Below are 16,498 nucleotides of genomic sequence, written 5' to 3'. Positions count from 1 at the left end.
CGAAGTATGACGGGATACACCAGAAATTCACATGACTTTCTGATATCCTTGCAACGCAATTGCATTATTAACCAGAGGCTTTACATCGTTTATGTCCGGCTGGCCACGAATTTACTACAAAATCCTGAATTTACCATTAAGCATACTGGTAAAAAGCAAGTCTATTCCGGCAGATCCTGCCCCGGAGTTGGGACTCGATACCTCTCGTCCAATTATGTACGTTTTACCGTACAACTCCAAAGCGGACTTGATGACGCTGCGCGCGCAATGTCTGGCGCACGATCTCCCCGACCCGTTAGTGCCGCTGGAGATCGATGGCACGCAGTTGCCGCGCTATGTGTTCATTCACGGCGGACCGCGGGTGTTCACCTATTACACGCCGAAGGAAGAGTCCATCAAGCTGTTCCATAACTATCTCGACCTGCATCGCAGCAATCCGGACCTGGATGTGCAAATGGTGCCAGTGTCGGTGATGTTTGGACGCTCACCGGGTCGTGAGAAGGGTGAGGTTAACCCGCCGCTGCGCATGCTTAACGGCATCCAGAAATTCTTTGCCGTCTCCTGGCTGGGGCGCGACAGCTTTGTCCGCTTCTCTCCTTCCGTCTCCCTGCGCCGAATGGCTGATGAGCACGGTACGGATAAAATCATTGCGCAAAAACTGGCTCGCGTGGCGCGTATGCACTTTGCCCGTCAGCGTCTGGCTGCTGTGGGGCCACGTCTGCCTGCGCGTCAGGATCTCTTCAACAAGCTGCTGGCGTCCAAAGCGATTGCCCGTGCGGTAGAAGATGAGGCGCGCAGCAAGAAAATCTCTCATGAAAAGGCGCAACAAAATGCGATTGCGCTGATGGAAGAGATCGCCGCCAATTTCTCATACGAGATGATTCGCCTGACCGACCGTATTCTGGGCTTCACCTGGAACCGGCTCTATCAGGGGATTAACGTTCACAACGCGGAACGCGTCCGCCAACTGGCGCACGACGGTCACGAAATTGTCTATGTTCCCTGCCACCGCAGCCACATGGACTATCTGTTGCTCTCTTACGTGCTCTATCACCAGGGGCTGGTGCCACCACACATTGCCGCGGGTATCAACCTGAACTTCTGGCCGGCAGGCCCGATCTTCCGCCGCCTGGGCGCGTTCTTTATTCGTCGTACCTTTAAGGGCAACAAGCTCTATTCCACCGTTTTCCGTGAGTATCTGGGCGAACTGTTCAGCCGCGGCTACTCGGTTGAATACTTTGTCGAAGGCGGTCGTTCCCGTACCGGCCGTTTGCTGGACCCGAAAACCGGCACGCTGTCGATGACCATCCAGGCGATGCTGCGCGGCGGCACCCGTCCGATCACCCTGGTGCCGATTTACATCGGTTACGAGCACGTGATGGAAGTGGGAACCTATGCCAAAGAGCTGCGCGGGGCAACCAAAGAGAAAGAGAGTCTGCCGCAGATGCTGCGTGGCTTGAGCAAGCTGCGTAATCTTGGTCAGGGCTACGTGAACTTTGGCGAGCCAATGCCGTTGATGACGTACCTGAATCACCACGTACCGGAGTGGCGCGAGTCTATCGATCCTATCGAAGCCGTGCGTCCGGCCTGGCTGACGCCAACGGTGAACAGGATGGCGGCAGAGCTGATGGTGCGTATTAACAACGCGGGGGCGGCTAACGCCATGAACCTGTGCTGCACCGCGCTGTTAGCCTCTCGTCAGCGTTCGCTGACCCGCGAGCAACTGACCGAGCAGCTCAACTGTTATCTGGATCTGATGCGTAATGTGCCGTATTCCTCTGATTCGACCGTACCGTCCGTCAGCGCCAGCGATCTTATCGATCACGCGTTGCAGATGAACAAGTTCGAAGTCGAGAAGGATACCATTGGCGATATCATCATTCTGCCGCGCGAACAGGCGGTGCTGATGACCTATTATCGCAATAATATCGCGCATATGCTGGTGCTGCCGTCGCTGATGGCGGCGATCGTCACCCAGCATCGTCATATTTCCCGCGAAGCGCTGCTGCAACACGTTGACGTGCTCTACCCGATGCTGAAAGCTGAGCTGTTCCTGCGCTGGGAGCGCGATGAGCTGGCGGGCGTGATTGATGCGCTGACGGCTGAAATGCAGCGTCAGGGGCTGATCACCGTTCAGGACGACGAGTTGCATATCAACCCGGCCCACTCCCGCACGCTGCAACTGCTGGCGGCGGGCGCGCGCGAAACGCTGCAACGCTATGCCATCACCTTCTGGCTGCTGAGCGCCAACCCGTCTATCAACCGCGGGACGCTGGAGAAAGAGAGCCGCACCGTGGCGCAGCGACTGTCCGTGCTGCACGGTATCAACGCGCCGGAATTCTTCGACAAGGCGGTATTCAGCTCACTGGTGCTGACTCTGCGTGACGAGGGTTACATCAGCGATACCGGCGATGCGGAACCGGGCGAAACGATGAAGGTGTATCAGATGCTGGCGGAGTTAATTACTTCGGATGTACGCCTCACCATCGAGAGCGCAACACAAGGCGAGTAATACATAGAAAAGCCGGTCGAGATGACCGGCTTTTTTTATATCAGATTGCCGGATGGCGGCGTTCCGCCTTATCTGGCCTACAGCGGCTTACGGTCTGGTAGGCCCGACAAGCGCAGCGCCATCAGGCAAGATGTTTTATAAATGCCAGTAACTCATCGCCAGACCGATAAACAGTACCAGTCCCACGTAGTTATTGTTCATGAACGCTTTAAAGCAGGCTTCGCGGTCACGGTTGGCAATCAGCTTCTGCTGCCAGACAAACAGCGCGCCAGCGACCAGTACAGACCAGTAATAGCCCAGCCCCAGGCCATTTAGCCAACCAATCAGCGCCATCAGCGCCAGCACCGCCACCTGCAAGATACCGATAATCAGCTTGTCATATTCGCCAAACAGAATGGCCGTCGATTTAATACCGATTTTCAGATCGTCATCGCGATCAACCATCGCGTACTGCGTGTCGTAGGCCACCGCCCACAGAATGTTAGCCAGGAACATCAGCCAGCAGCTCAACGGCACCGATTCACTCACCGCCGCGAAGGCCATCGGAATCGACCAGCCAAACGCCGCCCCCAGCACGACCTGCGGCAGGTGGGTGTAGCGCTTCATAAACGGATAGACCCACGCCAATGCCAGCGCCGCAATCGACAGCAGAATAGTCATGGTATTGAGCGTCAGCACCAACAAGAAGGAGAGCACCACCAGCACGACAAACAGCGTCCTGGCCTCTTTCTCCGTCACCGCGCCGCTGGGCAACGGGCGGTTCGCCGTGCGTTTAACGTGCCCGTCGAATTTCCGATCGGCATAGTCATTCACCACGCATCCGGCGGCGCGCATCAGCCAGACCCCGGCGACAAACACCGCCAGGATCCACAATTGAGGAACCCCAGGGGTCGCCACCCACAGCGCCCACAGCGTCGGCCAGAGCAGCAGTAAGGCGCCGATGGGCTTATCCGTACGCATTAAGCGGTGAAACGCCAGCAGCTTATTCTGCGTCAGACTCCACTCCATTTTATTTTCCTCTTAGTACAACGGTGATGCGGGTAAAAACAGTTCGGTCAACATCAGCGGCTTACCGCTCAGTCGCAGTCGGGAACGGCGTCCCCACAGCCCGGCATCACAACCAATTTCAATAAAATCTCGGGTCAACGTCGATGATGTAAACAGATAACGCCCCAGCGGGGTCTTGCCCAAATTTTGTAAGGCCAGTTCGGGGCCAGACAGCGTGGATTCAGGCACCACGGTTCGTCCGGCCAGCCAGGGTTCATCATCGGCACATAACAGGATTTCACGCAGCCAGTAGCGGGTTTCTTTTGGCAGTCGGGTTAGCTCTTCCACCACCTCGTTTTGACCCACAAATCCTTCCCTGATCAATGTCACAGTGACCCGTTTTCCCTGCTGCTCAAAACGTTTTGTCATGGAATCTTCCAGTAGCAGCCAGTCGAGCTGTTCTGGGTCCAGGGCGGGGATCTCTTCAAAATAGCGCAGCGCACGCAGTTGCGTTAACGCGGGGTGTGACATGCCTGACTCTCCGTTTCATAACTGAAAGGCATTGTATCGCAGAAAAGAGCTTACGGGAGATGGAAACATAATTAAGTGATCTGTTGCGCAACAGAAGCGTAACAAGTCGCAGGAAATGCTAAAAAAAAGGTGCGCCAGATGACGCACCAGTTGTTGCAAATCAGCAATGTGGGGAGAACATTACCCCTTGCCTTTTACACTGCTGATAAAGGTGGAACGGGCAGATGTCGATCCCAGACGTTCAGCTTCATCAAGCAGTTTCAGCGCTTTATCAACGTCGCCTTTGGCGACGGCGTCTTTAATCGCTTTGTTAAAGTAGCTTTCGGTGTCATTCAACATCGGCTCGCTTTTCTTCGCGGGCGCAGGTGCAACCACCGGCGCGGCAACAGGTGCAGCATAGGTCGGCGCAGGCGCAGCGGTGTTACCGACCGTCACCGGGCCAGGGCCGGAAGAACCAAACAATGGCCCCACCAGCACGCTGGAGCTGCTGTTGGTTTTTACTTTCAGCTTCAGCAAGCCGTCGGTGGTATGACGGGCAACCGGGTCCGGAATATCCGGAACAGAGTTACCCACGCCTTTGGCATAAGCTTTCGCCGGGTCGAGCAGTTTGGTGGACTGCTGGAGATCTTGCTCGGTCGTAAAGACCAGAACATAAAGTTTCTGCTGGCCCAGCGCTGGCGTCAGGCGCATAACGCCTTCCAGACGATCCGCGCTCATCACGCCAGGCTCCTGGTAGGTGAAATAGCTGCTTGGGAAGAATGCAGAAGGCGTCATGTTCTGATCGAGAATCAGGACGTTGGGTGCAAACACGCTGGTTTGTTTGTTCACTTCGCTGGAGAGCGTGATGTTTAACTCACCGATGTTCGCTGGCACGCTGTACGCGGCAACCGGGCCGGAAATGCCGGCCACGTCAAGACGCTGACCGCCAGTCGAAAGCTGCGTCGTTTGCGTCTTAGACTGGTCAACCGGCGTCCAGGTTAACTGCTGGAGCGCCGCCGTCGGAATTGTCGGCGCAGCGCTGGTATTTTGCGGCACATAGTTAACATCAGCCAGGCTGATGCCCGGCACACTGGCAAATAACCCTGCGGATAAACAAAGGGCGACGAGACTTTTCTTCATTTTCATTGTTATCACCTCAGAAAGCGTGGGTTCAGCGGTGGCCAGGCAATAGCGCGCTAAACCAGATGATGCCGGATGGCGGCGGACGCCTTATCCAGCCTACAAACTGGTGCCGTAGACCCGATAAGCTTGCGCCATTCGGCATTGCAGCAGTTTGGGAGGGGCTTTCGCCCCTCGTTACGTCAGGTTAGTGCTGGATTACCACCAGATTTCCATCTGGGCACCGAAGGACCACTCATCGTTGTCACCACGGCTGAAGGTATGCGCGCTGGTATCGCTGTAAGCGATGCCGTTGTCGTAACCCCATTTTTCATCCCACTTCGCGTAGGTTGCGAAGACACGGATAGCCGGGCGAGACCAGATGCTGTCGCCAGCCTGCCATTGTTGCGCCAGGGTGATTTTGTACTGGTTGTTGGTGTCGTCGGTACGCTGAGATTTCACGTTGTCGTAGCCGACTTCCATCAGGGTGCTCATGATCGGTGTCCATTTGAACATCGGACGCACACCCACGGTGTACCAGGTTGTACCGTTTTTATCGTCACGATCGATATCCTGATACATACCGACGTACATCAGATCCCAACGGTCGCCCAGGGAGATCGCGCCGTGGTCGAGGATACGCACCAGAGAACCGTTGTTGTTGGTCGTGATGTTATCGCTGTCATTGATAGTGTAGGTACCCTGTGGGATCCCTTTACCCTGAGTGGTCATCGCGTCAGTCGCGTACTGAACGACAAACTTGTTGTAGCCTTTCAGCATGCTCTGGGTATGTTCAGCGGTGAACATCCAGCCGTCTTTGGTTGCGCCGTCAACGTAGTGGTAACCGTCAGTTTTGTTCGCGCGACCGTAGTCAACACCCAGTTCCAGCACGCCGTCCGGGTTGGTTTCCAGACCGGCTAAACGCACGTCGAACACGTCGTTGGCAGTGTCTTTGTAATCGCGGTAGACATCGTTGCTGCTAAAGATGTACGAGCCGCCAGCTTCCTGAGAGCGGGTGGCAGCCAGAGACAGCTTACCGAAGCCCAGGTCGATGTTTTCAAGACCGGCACCAGGACCCGAGATATCCCAGTAGTAGAAGTCGATCATGTGAACGTCATGACGCTGATAGAAGCGCTTACCCGCCCAGATGGTGGAGCCTGGCAGCCAGTCGATCAGGTTTTTACCCTGTACGTTAGCTTCACGGAACGCCGGGTCAGTAGCTTCCCAGTCATTCTGTTGAGCCACAGAGTAGGCAACGTTGGTGTCAAAATAGAAGCTCTTATCACCCTCTTTCCAGACTTCCTGACCCAGTTTCAGTTCCGCATAGGTTTCACATTCGTTACCAAGACGGTATTTACTTTGAGCACCGGTTGCCTGGAAACATTGTTGTTCGCCGCCACTACCCGTCCAGCCGATACCGGAACGAGCATAACCATGGAAATCCACTGCCATTGCCTGAACAGACATAATGCCTGCTGCGACGGCAACCGCCAGGGGGAGTTTGCGCAGAGTAATCATCATTCTATCTCCTGAGATCATTGCTTTTCTTTGAACGCTTCACCGTAGGGCTTTGCGCTTTTTTTTAATGGGACGCCTTAAACGCCTGGCTCTTTATGCAACCGACGACATGCAGTGCCATCTTCACGGAACAGATGACAACGCTCTGGTGGCAGGCCAATAGCGAATGTGGCGCCCTCTTCTACCAACACCACGTCGCTCTGGCGATACACCAGGTTTTGACGAATGGCGGGGATCTGGATATGAATCTGTGTTTCGTGACCAAGCTGTTCGACGACCTGAACCTCGCCTTCCAGCGTGACATCGGCGATTTCACTGGGCAGCAGGTGTTCCGGACGAATACCTAGCGACATGTTTACGCCCACCTGCACATCGCGGCTGTCGACCGGCAGCCAGACGTGCTGACGGTTCGGCAGTTCCACCTGCACCTGATCGATGGCGGTCGCGGTGACTTTCACCGGCAGGAAATTCATCTTCGGCGAACCAATAAAGCCCGCGACGAAGCGATCTGCCGGGTAGTGATACAGTTCCAGCGGTTTACCGATCTGCGCAACGCGACCGGCGTCCAGCACCACGATTTTGTCGGCCAGCGTCATCGCTTCGACCTGATCGTGGGTGACGTAGATCATCGTGCGCCCAAGGCGCTTATGCAGACGGGAGATCTCGATACGCATCTGCACACGCAGCGCGGCATCGAGGTTAGAGAGAGGTTCATCGAGCAGGAACACGCGCGGTTCCGCCACCAGCGTACGGCCAATCGCCACACGCTGGCGCTGCCCCCCCGAGAGGGCTTTCGGTTTACGCTCCAGCAGGTGCGCCAGTTGCAGTACTTCCGCAACCTGGTTAACACGCTGATTCATCACCTCTTTTTTCGCGCCCGCCAGTTTCAGGCCAAACGACATATTTTCGGCAACGGATAAATGGGGATAGAGCGCGTAGGACTGGAAGACCATACCGACGCCACGTTCCGCAGGTGGGATATCGTTCATGCGGGTTTCCCCAATATAGAGGTCTCCGCTGGTAATCGTTTCAAGTCCGGCAATCATACGGAGCAGGGTCGATTTGCCGCAGCCTGACGGTCCAACAAACACCACGAATTCCCCTTCGTGAATGTCGAGATTGATATCTTTCGATACCACCACGTCACCCCAGGCTTTCGTTACATTTCGCAGCTGTACGCTCGCCATGCCTTCTCCCTTCGTTACAACCTGTCATTGACAGCAACATTCATGATGGCCTGACTATGCGGGATTCACTGCCTGCGTGAATCCTCCACCCCCGGCTTTTTCATGGGGGAGGAGTCGGGAGGATGAGGGAAGGAAGTCTGAGACCCTGGCCGGGGGAGATCGGGTAATTTCGTGATATCCCTCGCAAAAATGAGTCTGTTTTTATGTGCGCCAGTACGCATTACTCACATTTATGCAACACAGATCACATAAAGAGCGGGTGGGGCGTAGGGGTAAGGAGGATGGAAAGAGGATGTCAAATAAGGAGACTGAGTCACGTTGAATCACTGAAGTCATACCACGAGCACATCACCAAAAGGATGGCAGATATGAAGATCAAGACTGGCGCATGCGCTTTCGCGTTGTCCGCCCTTGCAGCAATGATGATTTCCGCACCGGCTCTGGCCAAAATCGAAGAAGGTAAACTGGTTATCTGGATTAACGGCGATAAAGGCTATAACGGCCTGGCCGAAGTCGGGAAAAAATTCGAGAAAGACACCGGCATCAAAGTGACCATCGAACACCCGGACAAGCTGGAAGAGAAATTCCCGCAGGTCGCGGCAACCGGTGACGGTCCGGACATCATCTTCTGGGCGCACGATCGTTTTGGCGGTTACGCACAGTCTGGCCTGCTGGCTGAAATCACCCCGGAAAAAACGTTCCAGGACAAACTCTATCCGTTCACCTGGGATGCTGTGCGTTACAACGGCAAACTGATCGCCTACCCCATCGCGGTAGAAGCGCTGTCGCTGATTTACAACAAAGACCTGGTGCCAACCCCGCCGAAGACCTGGGAAGAGATCCCCGCGCTGGATAAAGCGCTGAAGGCGAAAGGTAAGAGCGCCCTGATGTTCAACCTGCAAGAACCGTACTTCACCTGGCCGCTGATTGCTGCCGATGGCGGTTACGCCTTTAAGTTTGAAAACGGCAAGTACGATGTGAAAGATGTGGGCGTCGACAGCGCAGGCGCAAAAGCAGGCCTGGGTTTCCTGGTTGACCTCATCAAGAACAAACACATGAACGCGGACACCGATTACTCCATCGCAGAAGCGGCCTTTAACAAAGGCGATACGGCGATGACCATCAACGGTCCGTGGGCCTGGTCGAATATCGACAAGAGCAAAGTGAACTACGGCGTTACCCTGCTGCCGACCTTCAAAGGCAAACCGTCTAAACCGTTCGTCGGTGTGCTGAGTGCCGGTATTAACGCCGCCAGCCCGAACAAAGAACTGGCGAAAGAGTTCCTTGAAAACTACCTGCTGACCGATCAGGGTCTGGAAGAAGTGAACAAGGATAAACCGCTGGGTGCCGTGGCGCTGAAATCCTATCAGGAGCAGTTAGCGAAAGACCCGCGCATCGCGGCCACCATGGATAACGCCCAGAAAGGCGAAATCATGCCGAACATCCCGCAGATGTCTGCGTTCTGGTATGCCGTGCGTACAGCGGTCATCAATGCCGCCAGCGGTCGTCAGACGGTTGATGCTGCACTGAAAGACGCGCAGGGCCGTATCACCAAGTAATGCTGTCGATGTGCCTGATGGCGCTACGCTTATCAGGCCTACAAACGCCTGTAGGCCTGATAAGGCATTTATGCCGCCATCCGGCACATTTACGACAAGATTTCACCGTTGTAGAGGAAGATCCCCATGGATGCCGTTAAAAAGAGTCACTGGTGGCAAAGCGACACGCTGAAGTGGTCCGTAATTGGTCTGCTGGGCCTGCTGGTGGGTTACCTTGTTGTTTTAATGTATGCACAAGGGGAATATCTGTTCGCCATCATGACGCTGATTTTAAGCTCTGCTGGCCTGTACATTTTCGCCAACCGTAAGACCTACGCCTGGCGCTACGTTTATCCTGGCATGGCGGGCATGGGGCTGTTCGTGCTGTTCCCGCTGATTTGCACCATCGCCATTGCCTTTACCAACTACAGCAGCACCAACCAGCTGACTTTTGAACGCGCCCAACAGGTGCTAATGGACCGCTCGTATCAGGCGGGTAAATCCTATAACTTCGGGCTCTATCCGGCCGGTGAAGAGTGGCAACTGGCCCTCACCGACGGCGAAACCGGCAAGAATTACCTCTCCGACGCCTTTAAATTTGGCAGCGAACAAAAGCTGGCGCTGAAAGAAACAGACGCCCTGCCAGAAGGCGAGCGCGCGACGCTGCGCATCATCACCCAGAATCGCCAGGCGCTGAACCAGATTACCGCCGTGCTGCCCGATGACAGCAAAGTGATCATGAGCTCGCTGCGCCAGTTCTCCGGCACGCAGCCGCTGTACACACTCGCCGATGACGGCATGTTGACCAACAACCAGAGCGGCGTGAAGTACCGTCCCAATAACGACATTGGCTACTACCAGTCCATCAATGCAGACGGTAACTGGGGTGACGAAAAGCTCAGTCCGGGCTACACCGTGACCATCGGCTGGGATAACTTTACCCGCGTCTTCACTGACGAAGGGATCCAGAAGCCGTTTTTCGCCATCTTCGTCTGGACCGTGGTGTTCTCGGTGCTCACCGTCATCCTGACCGTGGCGGTCGGGATGGTGCTGGCGTGTCTCGTGCAGTGGGAGTCGCTAAAAGGTAAAGCGATTTACCGCGTCCTGCTGATTCTGCCGTACGCCGTACCGTCGTTTATCTCGATTCTGATTTTCAAAGGGCTGTTCAACCAGAGCTTTGGTGAAATCAACATGATGCTAAGCGCGCTGTTTGGCATCAAGCCAGCGTGGTTCAGCGACCCGACCACCGCGCGTTCGATGATTATTATCGTCAATACCTGGCTGGGCTACCCGTACATGATGATCCTGTGCATGGGTCTGCTGAAAGCGATACCGGACGACCTGTACGAGGCATCGGCAATGGATGGTGCCGGTCCGTTCCAGAACTTCTTTAAGATTACGCTCCCGCTGTTGATTAAGCCGCTGACGCCGCTGATGATCGCCAGCTTTGCCTTTAACTTTAACAACTTCGTGCTGATTCAGCTGTTGACCAACGGCGGTCCGGATCGTCTCGGAACGACCACGCCAGCCGGGTATACCGACCTGTTAGTGAGCTACACCTACCGCATCGCCTTTGAAGGCGGCGGTGGCCAGGACTTCGGCCTGGCGGCGGCAATCGCCACGCTGATCTTCCTGCTGGTCGGTGCGCTTGCCATCGTGAACCTGAAAGCCACACGCATGAAGTTTGATTAATCAGAATTACCAGGCGTAATTGGCGCAGCCAGTCTGGATGCTGCCAGCGCGGAAGAACCGGAGCGTACACGCAGTACGTGAGGATTCTGAGCACTGCCAGCGTTCAGAATGGCAAGTGAAATAGCCTGGAGCGATGTTAAGGAGTAAAAAAATTATGGCTATGGTACAACCGAAATCTCAAAAGCTGCGTCTCTTCACGACGCACCTGTTACTCCTGATTTTTATCGCGGCGATCATGTTTCCGCTGCTGATGGTTATCGCCATCTCACTGCGCGAAGGTAACTTTGCCACCGGCAGCCTGATCCCGGAAACCATCTCCTGGGAGCACTGGCGGCTGGCGCTGGGCTTCAGCGTTGAACATGCTGATGGCCGCATCACGCCGCCCCCCTTCCCGGTTCTGTTATGGCTGTGGAACTCGGTGAAAATCGCCGGGATCACCGCGATTGGCATCGTGGCGCTGTCTACGACCTGCGCCTACGCCTTTGCCCGTATGCGTTTCCCCGGTAAAGCCACGTTGCTCAAAGGGATGCTGATTTTCCAGATGTTCCCGGCGGTGCTGTCGCTGGTCGCGTTGTACGCGTTGTTTGATCGCCTTGGTCAGTACATTCCGTTTATCGGTCTGAACACCCACGGCGGGGTGATCTTCGCCTATCTCGGCGGTATCGCACTGCATGTGTGGACCATCAAAGGCTATTTCGAAACCATCGACGGGTCGCTTGAAGAAGCGGCCGCACTGGATGGCGCAACCCCGTGGCAGGCGTTCCGCCTGGTGCTGTTGCCGCTGTCGGTGCCGATTCTGGCGGTGGTCTTTATTTTGTCGTTCATTGCCGCCATTACCGAAGTGCCGGTTGCCTCACTGTTGCTACGTGATGTGGACAGTTACACCCTGGCCGTCGGGATGCAGCAATACCTCAACCCGCAAAACTACCTGTGGGGCGATTTTGCCGCTGCGGCCGTGCTGTCTGCGATTCCGATCACCCTGGTCTTCCTGCTGGCGCAGCGCTGGCTGGTCAACGGCCTGACGGCGGGCGGAGTCAAAGGTTAAGTTTCATCGAAGTCCCTGTAATGCCACTGCACCCTCAACTTGTTTTATCCAACTTGTGACTGTAATTCGGCGCTCCTCGGAGCGCCTTTTTTTTATCTGCCGGATGGCAGCGTTGCCTTATCCGACCTACTCACTTTTTTCTCGCGCTCCAGCCCATAGTAGGCCTGATAAGCGCAGCGCCATCAGGCAACCACAACACACATTGCCTTATCCGACCTACTCACTTTTTTCTCGCGCTCCAGCCCATAGTAGGCCTGATAAGCGCAGCGCCATCAGGCAACCACGACACACATTGCCTTATCCGACCTACTCGCGCTTTAAGCGTTTTGAATTACACATCCAGAGTGTGATCACCAGTAGCAGGATTGCCGCCGAATAGATCAGCACATCGAGAGGGGACTTGTGATCGACAATAATCAGCCGGACAATCGCGGTGATCCCGATATAAATAAAATAGCGCAGCGGAAAGTGAAAGCCTGACTGAAAGTACTTCACAATCAGCGCAATAAATTCGAAATAGAGAAAGTAAACAACCAGCCCTTCCACCAGCTCGTACTTGCTGGCCTGTTCAGGCGCGAAGAGCACATCTGCCAGATGCAGCGTCTCTTTACCGAGGAATACGACCAGGATCATGCCCAGACTCAACAGCCCAAGGTTCAACACGGTCTGTAGGATCGTGGAGATAAACTCCACGCGCGGACGAGAGAGTGACGTCATAACAGCACCTCGTTCTCAGTAGTGAGGTTCCTGTATAACGCAAAAATGTGACGGGGATCTATATTTTTTGTTTATGTTTTATGCAAACCAGAAGAATCGCCCGGTGGCGCTTCGCTTACCGGGCCTACGGGAATGTAGGCCGGATAAGCGCAGCGCCATCCGGCAAAACAACCTCAGCGGAAATTCACGCTTTTATCGCTGGTCATGTCATACAGCTGGAACTTACGTCCGAGCGGCTGGCCCCCGTCACGCGTCAGCGGCGTCCAGCCCACTGCCGCACGGCTGCGGGTCGGGCCGGTAGAGAAGAGATCCAGCGGAATCGACACATAAACGCCTTTGGTGAAATCCCCTTCGCCGTACTCATCCGGCGAGACGTTAGTGAGGGTGGCGTAACCACCGACCACCACGCCGCTGTCGAAACGTTTAGAGATATCCAGCGTGCCGCCCTTATCGCCTGCCAGGTACTGACCCACGCTCGCTTTCACCAGCACGTCCTGGGCAAATGACGGCGTCCAGTAGGCCGTCAGGTGTCCGGTCTTCACGCTGTAGTCGGTGAATTTCATCATGTCCTGCGCGCTGCGCCAGTCACGCTGCTTCACGTAGTTGGCATCCAGCCCAAACGCCCAGTTGCTGTCGACCGGACGGTACAACACTTCCGCTCCCGCCCCGCCGTACATGGTTTCAAGATAGCCGCCGTAGGCCTGACCATAGAAACCATTACCGAAGTACTGGAAGTAGTTGGCCTGCAGGTTATTCACGTAAACGTCGTTCTGCACATATTCACGCACGCGGGTACGTACGCGCGGCAACTTCGAATCGTTCGGCGGGTTGGTGTAGTTAAATTTATCGTAGTTATTGGCGAGGTTGCCAAACAGGCTGCCGGTGGTCAGCAGGTGGTCGGTGACCCACAGATCCGCCGTCGCCATTACGCCCAACTGGTACATGTAGAAGTTTTCCGGCCCGCCCACGGACTGGTTCAGCACCGGATCGAGATGGAAATCGAAGCGCGATTTGTCGATATACCAGCCCTGTTCGGTACTTTCCGGCACTATCGGCTCAAGGCGTTTTTGCGCCAGCGGCGTTTCCTGCCCCAGCGGTTCGCCTTCCAGATGGCGTTTCAGGCTGCTGACGTCCGTTTCAGTGGTCACCTGCGGCAGGTTGAGGCGGTTTTCCGTCACGCGGATCGTGCGGATCCCCTCCGGGAGATCGTTCATGACGATCCGATTTGCCCGTTCGATCCCTTCACGTGAGTCGCGGTATTTCACCTGCTCGCCGGTCACATACAGCGTGTCGCCCTTCACCTGAATCTGCGGGTCAGCCAGTCCGGCGTTGTATTTCAGCAGCGTCAGTTGGTTTGCCACCACCGAGTGTTGCAGGATCGAGTCCTGCGGCTGCGGCTGGTATTTCGGCCGCGCGTTATCGTTATACGACGGTCGTAAGTCGTTGAAGTTGGTTCGCAGCGTCACCCCAAACATAAAGGTATTGCCGCGTTCGTAGCTGAGGTTAACGTCGGCCCAATCGGTGACGCGGTAAATGGCGCCGACGTTAAACTTGCTTTTCTGTTCCAGCTTGCCCGCAAAATCCTGCTGGTAGTTGTTGCCCTCATATTCCAGCTTCAGTCGCAGCGGTTGCCACGGCGTCTGGTACTCAACACCGCCAAACAGCGACGCCGGACCGTGGAACATCTGACTGCCGTCAATGGAGCCAGCCTGTTTATAACTGTTATCACGGTAGCAATATTTATCGCTGTACGAACAGAGCGGATTGCTAACGTTACCGCTGGTTCCCAGATACCCCCAGCCGAGGCCAAGCGAGAAATCAAACGGTCCCCAGGCTTTATTCGCCACGAGGTATTCCGCATCGAACAGGCCGGTCCCGCCGATATCCCGCGCGCCGACCGACACCTGCGGCGTCCAGTAACTCTCTTCCCACAGCCGCAACTTCAGATCGAACGCCTTATCTTTGTAGGTCTGATCGCCGGAGAACGACTCGACGCTGCTGTACTTTTTGGTCCGCACGTCGGTGTAGCGCAGCGTGGTTTCCAGCCAGGGGAAAAGCTGCACGGACGCGGAGTAGTAACGGTACTGATCGTTATCGCGATAGTTAAGACTCAATTCCCCTTCACGCGCCATGCGCGCGGTTGGGGTCTGTAATAATCCCACGCCGCCAAAATCCGACTGGGAGGGCCCAATCGGCGACGGATACGTTTCGGCATGGCAGGCGGCGCTGATGCCCAGCGCCAGTAAGCTAAGCAGATGTGTTTTTTTCATTATTCGGGTATCCGCTGCGTCAGGGTGTGAAGAATATCGGCGTTCAGCGCGTCCGGTTCGCGGCTCCAGAGCGAATCATCCAGCCCGACAAAAATGATGCTGCCGGGCATCGGCTCAACGTGACGCTTATTCCAGTACGCAACCGGCACTTTCTGCGTTCGTCCATCGGGATAAACCACCCATGCATAGCTGCGATCGGCGCCGCTGAGCCGCTCTTGTCCCTCGAGATAGCTGACGACGTCGCGTCCCGGCATAAACGGCTGCTTTCCGGGACGGCTTATCAGACCAAAGAGCATGACCTCAGTCGGCTGCTCGCCCACCCACAGCGTGTAGTTGCCCTGCAATGGCGGATTGCCGCGCTCGCTGACCCGCACTATGTCCGGATCGAGGTTTACCGACTGTCGACCGGTCACCTTCAGCGCCTGAATCTGCTGGCGCAGCGCGTTAATGGCGGCGGCATCCTCTGCGCTCTCTTCGCCGCTTAACGTCGCCAGACGCCCCAGCAACGCCTGCTGCTGACTCTGCGCTGTCACGGTCGCGTTCTCTTCCGCGATCACCGCGCCTGGCCACCAGCTGTTCGCCAGCCTGGGTTGTCCCACCAGGTCGATAAGATGTTCAGCGCCGGTAAGCGTTTTCGGTTCCGCGCTACCGGTGCTAAAGACCTTAACGGTTCCCGCAGCAAAAACAGATGACGCGCTCAAACTGAAGATCAGCGCCGCAATAGTCCGTTTCATCATGATTTTGCCGCCTTAATCAGCGTGGTTTTCACCGGGAAATAGTTCGCGCCCAAATACTGCTCCGACTGGCGGATTTGCCCTTCGTCATCAACCCAGTAACGGTTATGCCAGCGTGCTTGATCGGTCGTGACGGCTTCATCCAGCACGCGAACCGGGGTCTTTTCGCTGCCGACGTTTACCGTGTCGTTGCCATCCCATCTAAAGACCGAACGCGCGGTGGCATAGCGCACCTGCTGGTATTCGGTCCAGCCCATCGTGCGGGTCCAGGTGGCGCCGTCGACTATCTGATTCGGTTTATTCAGCGGGTCATTCGCGAGGTTATTCACGTCGATAAGGTTGTCGCCGCCAAGCAGCGTCTTCACCAGACGACCGTGCTGAGTCACGAGAGTGGCCTGATCCTGCGTCACCCATTTCTGCTGCCCGTTCTCTGCGAAAGCGAGCACCACAAACAGCTGCGGCCCGCCGTTAAGCTGCATGTACTGGCTGGCGTAGGGCATGTTTTGAATGTCATCATCCGTTAGCTGTACGCCGGGCGTGCCAAACAGACTGTCCCACAGTGAGTTGCCCAGTTGCTTTGTGGTGGCTGAGCATGCCTGTAACAGCAGGCAAAGTAGTATGAGTGCAGGTCGCTTCACGACTCTTCTCCAGAGGGGCAAAATAACCACA

At 55.7% G+C, this 16,498-nt stretch carries 13 protein-coding genes; 4 read left to right on the top strand and 9 right to left on the bottom strand.

What is annotated here, in order from left to right; translation table 11 throughout:
• Window positions 1-91 precede the first annotated feature (91 nt).
• Window positions 92-2,512 carry a glycerol-3-phosphate 1-O-acyltransferase PlsB gene (gene plsB, locus F384_RS22290; protein WP_046493899.1) on the top strand — a complete coding sequence of 807 codons (2,421 nt, stop codon included), beginning with the start codon at window positions 92-94 and terminating at the stop codon, window positions 2,510-2,512.
• 135 nt (window positions 2,513-2,647) lie between these two features.
• Here the strand turns inward: plsB and ubiA are convergent, their stop codons facing one another.
• From ubiA to malK, 5 genes are all read right to left on the bottom strand, one after another.
• Window positions 2,648-3,520, bottom strand: coding sequence for a 4-hydroxybenzoate octaprenyltransferase (gene ubiA, locus F384_RS22285; protein ID WP_046493897.1), 873 nt, complete (start codon window positions 3,518-3,520; stop codon window positions 2,648-2,650).
• Window positions 3,521-3,532: 12 nt separating this feature from the next.
• Window positions 3,533-4,030 (bottom strand): chorismate lyase, encoded by a 498-nt coding sequence (gene ubiC / locus F384_RS22280; RefSeq protein WP_046493895.1) that lies wholly within the window; start codon window positions 4,028-4,030, stop codon window positions 3,533-3,535.
• Window positions 4,031-4,210: 180 nt separating this feature from the next.
• Window positions 4,211-5,155, bottom strand: coding sequence for a maltose operon protein MalM (malM, locus tag F384_RS22275; RefSeq protein ID WP_046493893.1), 945 nt, complete (start codon window positions 5,153-5,155; stop codon window positions 4,211-4,213).
• Between the two features lie 192 nt (window positions 5,156-5,347).
• Window positions 5,348-6,646, bottom strand: a complete 1,299-nt coding sequence (locus F384_RS22270; RefSeq protein WP_046498508.1) for a maltoporin — start codon at window positions 6,644-6,646, stop codon at window positions 5,348-5,350.
• A gap of 77 nt (window positions 6,647-6,723) precedes the next feature.
• Window positions 6,724-7,833: a maltose/maltodextrin ABC transporter ATP-binding protein MalK gene (malK, locus tag F384_RS22265; protein WP_046493891.1), complete on the bottom strand. Its 1,110-nt coding sequence runs from the start codon at window positions 7,831-7,833 to the stop codon at window positions 6,724-6,726.
• A 368-nt stretch (window positions 7,834-8,201) separates the two neighbouring features.
• Here malK and malE point away from each other — a divergent pair, with 368 nt between their 5' ends.
• The 3 genes from malE to malG all read left to right on the top strand — a co-directional run bounded on the left by malE (window position 8,202) and on the right by malG (window position 12,108).
• Complete coding sequence (gene malE / locus F384_RS22260) at window positions 8,202-9,392, top strand: maltose/maltodextrin ABC transporter substrate-binding protein MalE (RefSeq protein ID WP_046493889.1); 1,191 nt, start codon at window positions 8,202-8,204, stop codon at window positions 9,390-9,392.
• Window positions 9,393-9,518: 126 nt separating this feature from the next.
• Window positions 9,519-11,063: a maltose ABC transporter permease MalF gene (gene malF, locus F384_RS22255; protein WP_046493887.1), complete on the top strand. Its 1,545-nt coding sequence runs from the start codon at window positions 9,519-9,521 to the stop codon at window positions 11,061-11,063.
• Between the two features lie 154 nt (window positions 11,064-11,217).
• Window positions 11,218-12,108 carry a maltose ABC transporter permease MalG gene (malG, locus tag F384_RS22250; protein ID WP_046493885.1) on the top strand — a complete coding sequence of 297 codons (891 nt, stop codon included), beginning with the start codon at window positions 11,218-11,220 and terminating at the stop codon, window positions 12,106-12,108.
• A gap of 306 nt (window positions 12,109-12,414) precedes the next feature.
• Here malG and psiE read toward each other — a convergent pair whose 3' ends face one another.
• The 4 genes from psiE to F384_RS22230 form a co-directional block, all read right to left on the bottom strand.
• Window positions 12,415-12,825, bottom strand: coding sequence for a phosphate-starvation-inducible protein PsiE (gene psiE / locus F384_RS22245; protein ID WP_046493883.1), 411 nt, complete (start codon window positions 12,823-12,825; stop codon window positions 12,415-12,417).
• Window positions 12,826-12,998: 173 nt separating this feature from the next.
• Window positions 12,999-15,095, bottom strand: coding sequence for a YjbH domain-containing protein (locus tag F384_RS22240; protein ID WP_046493881.1), 2,097 nt, complete (start codon window positions 15,093-15,095; stop codon window positions 12,999-13,001).
• Window positions 15,095-15,832, bottom strand: a complete 738-nt coding sequence (locus F384_RS22235; RefSeq protein WP_046493879.1) for a capsule biosynthesis GfcC family protein — start codon at window positions 15,830-15,832, stop codon at window positions 15,095-15,097. The genes F384_RS22240 and F384_RS22235 overlap by 1 nt, the downstream gene beginning before the upstream one ends.
• The gene (locus F384_RS22230; RefSeq protein ID WP_046493877.1) at window positions 15,829-16,467 is read right to left on the bottom strand and encodes a YjbF family lipoprotein; all 639 of its coding nucleotides are present in this window, start codon (window positions 16,465-16,467) and stop codon (window positions 15,829-15,831) included. Before F384_RS22230 ends, F384_RS22235 begins: the two co-directional genes overlap by 4 nt.
• Window positions 16,468-16,498: the final 31 nt, after the last annotated feature.

The organism is Citrobacter amalonaticus Y19 (assembly GCF_000981805.1).
GTDB classification, from domain to species: domain Bacteria; phylum Pseudomonadota; class Gammaproteobacteria; order Enterobacterales; family Enterobacteriaceae; genus Citrobacter_A; species Citrobacter_A amalonaticus_C.
The sequence above is the reverse complement of the archived record's forward strand: the minus strand, read 5'-3'. Positions and strand labels throughout refer to the sequence as shown.

Bases quoted from the DNA above. Each gene is read 5' to 3' on its own strand.
- malF (WP_046493887.1), top strand. From the start codon at position 9,519: ATGGATGCCGTTAAAAAGAGTCACTGGTGGCAAAGCGACACGCTGAAG.
- plsB (WP_046493899.1), top strand. From the start codon at position 92: ATGTCCGGCTGGCCACGAATTTACTACAAAATCCTGAATTTACCATTA.
- malM (WP_046493893.1), bottom strand. From the start codon at position 5,155: ATGAAAATGAAGAAAAGTCTCGTCGCCCTTTGTTTATCCGCAGGGTTA.
- ubiC (WP_046493895.1), bottom strand. From the start codon at position 4,030: ATGTCACACCCCGCGTTAACGCAACTGCGTGCGCTGCGCTATTTTGAA.
- psiE (WP_046493883.1), bottom strand. From the start codon at position 12,825: ATGACGTCACTCTCTCGTCCGCGCGTGGAGTTTATCTCCACGATCCTA.
- F384_RS22240 (WP_046493881.1), bottom strand. From the start codon at position 15,095: ATGAAAAAAACACATCTGCTTAGCTTACTGGCGCTGGGCATCAGCGCC.
- malE (WP_046493889.1), top strand. From the start codon at position 8,202: ATGAAGATCAAGACTGGCGCATGCGCTTTCGCGTTGTCCGCCCTTGCA.
- malG (WP_046493885.1), top strand. From the start codon at position 11,218: ATGGCTATGGTACAACCGAAATCTCAAAAGCTGCGTCTCTTCACGACG.
- F384_RS22235 (WP_046493879.1), bottom strand. From the start codon at position 15,832: ATGATGAAACGGACTATTGCGGCGCTGATCTTCAGTTTGAGCGCGTCA.
- ubiA (WP_046493897.1), bottom strand. From the start codon at position 3,520: ATGGAGTGGAGTCTGACGCAGAATAAGCTGCTGGCGTTTCACCGCTTA.
- F384_RS22270 (WP_046498508.1), bottom strand. From the start codon at position 6,646: ATGATTACTCTGCGCAAACTCCCCCTGGCGGTTGCCGTCGCAGCAGGC.
- malK (WP_046493891.1), bottom strand. From the start codon at position 7,833: ATGGCGAGCGTACAGCTGCGAAATGTAACGAAAGCCTGGGGTGACGTG.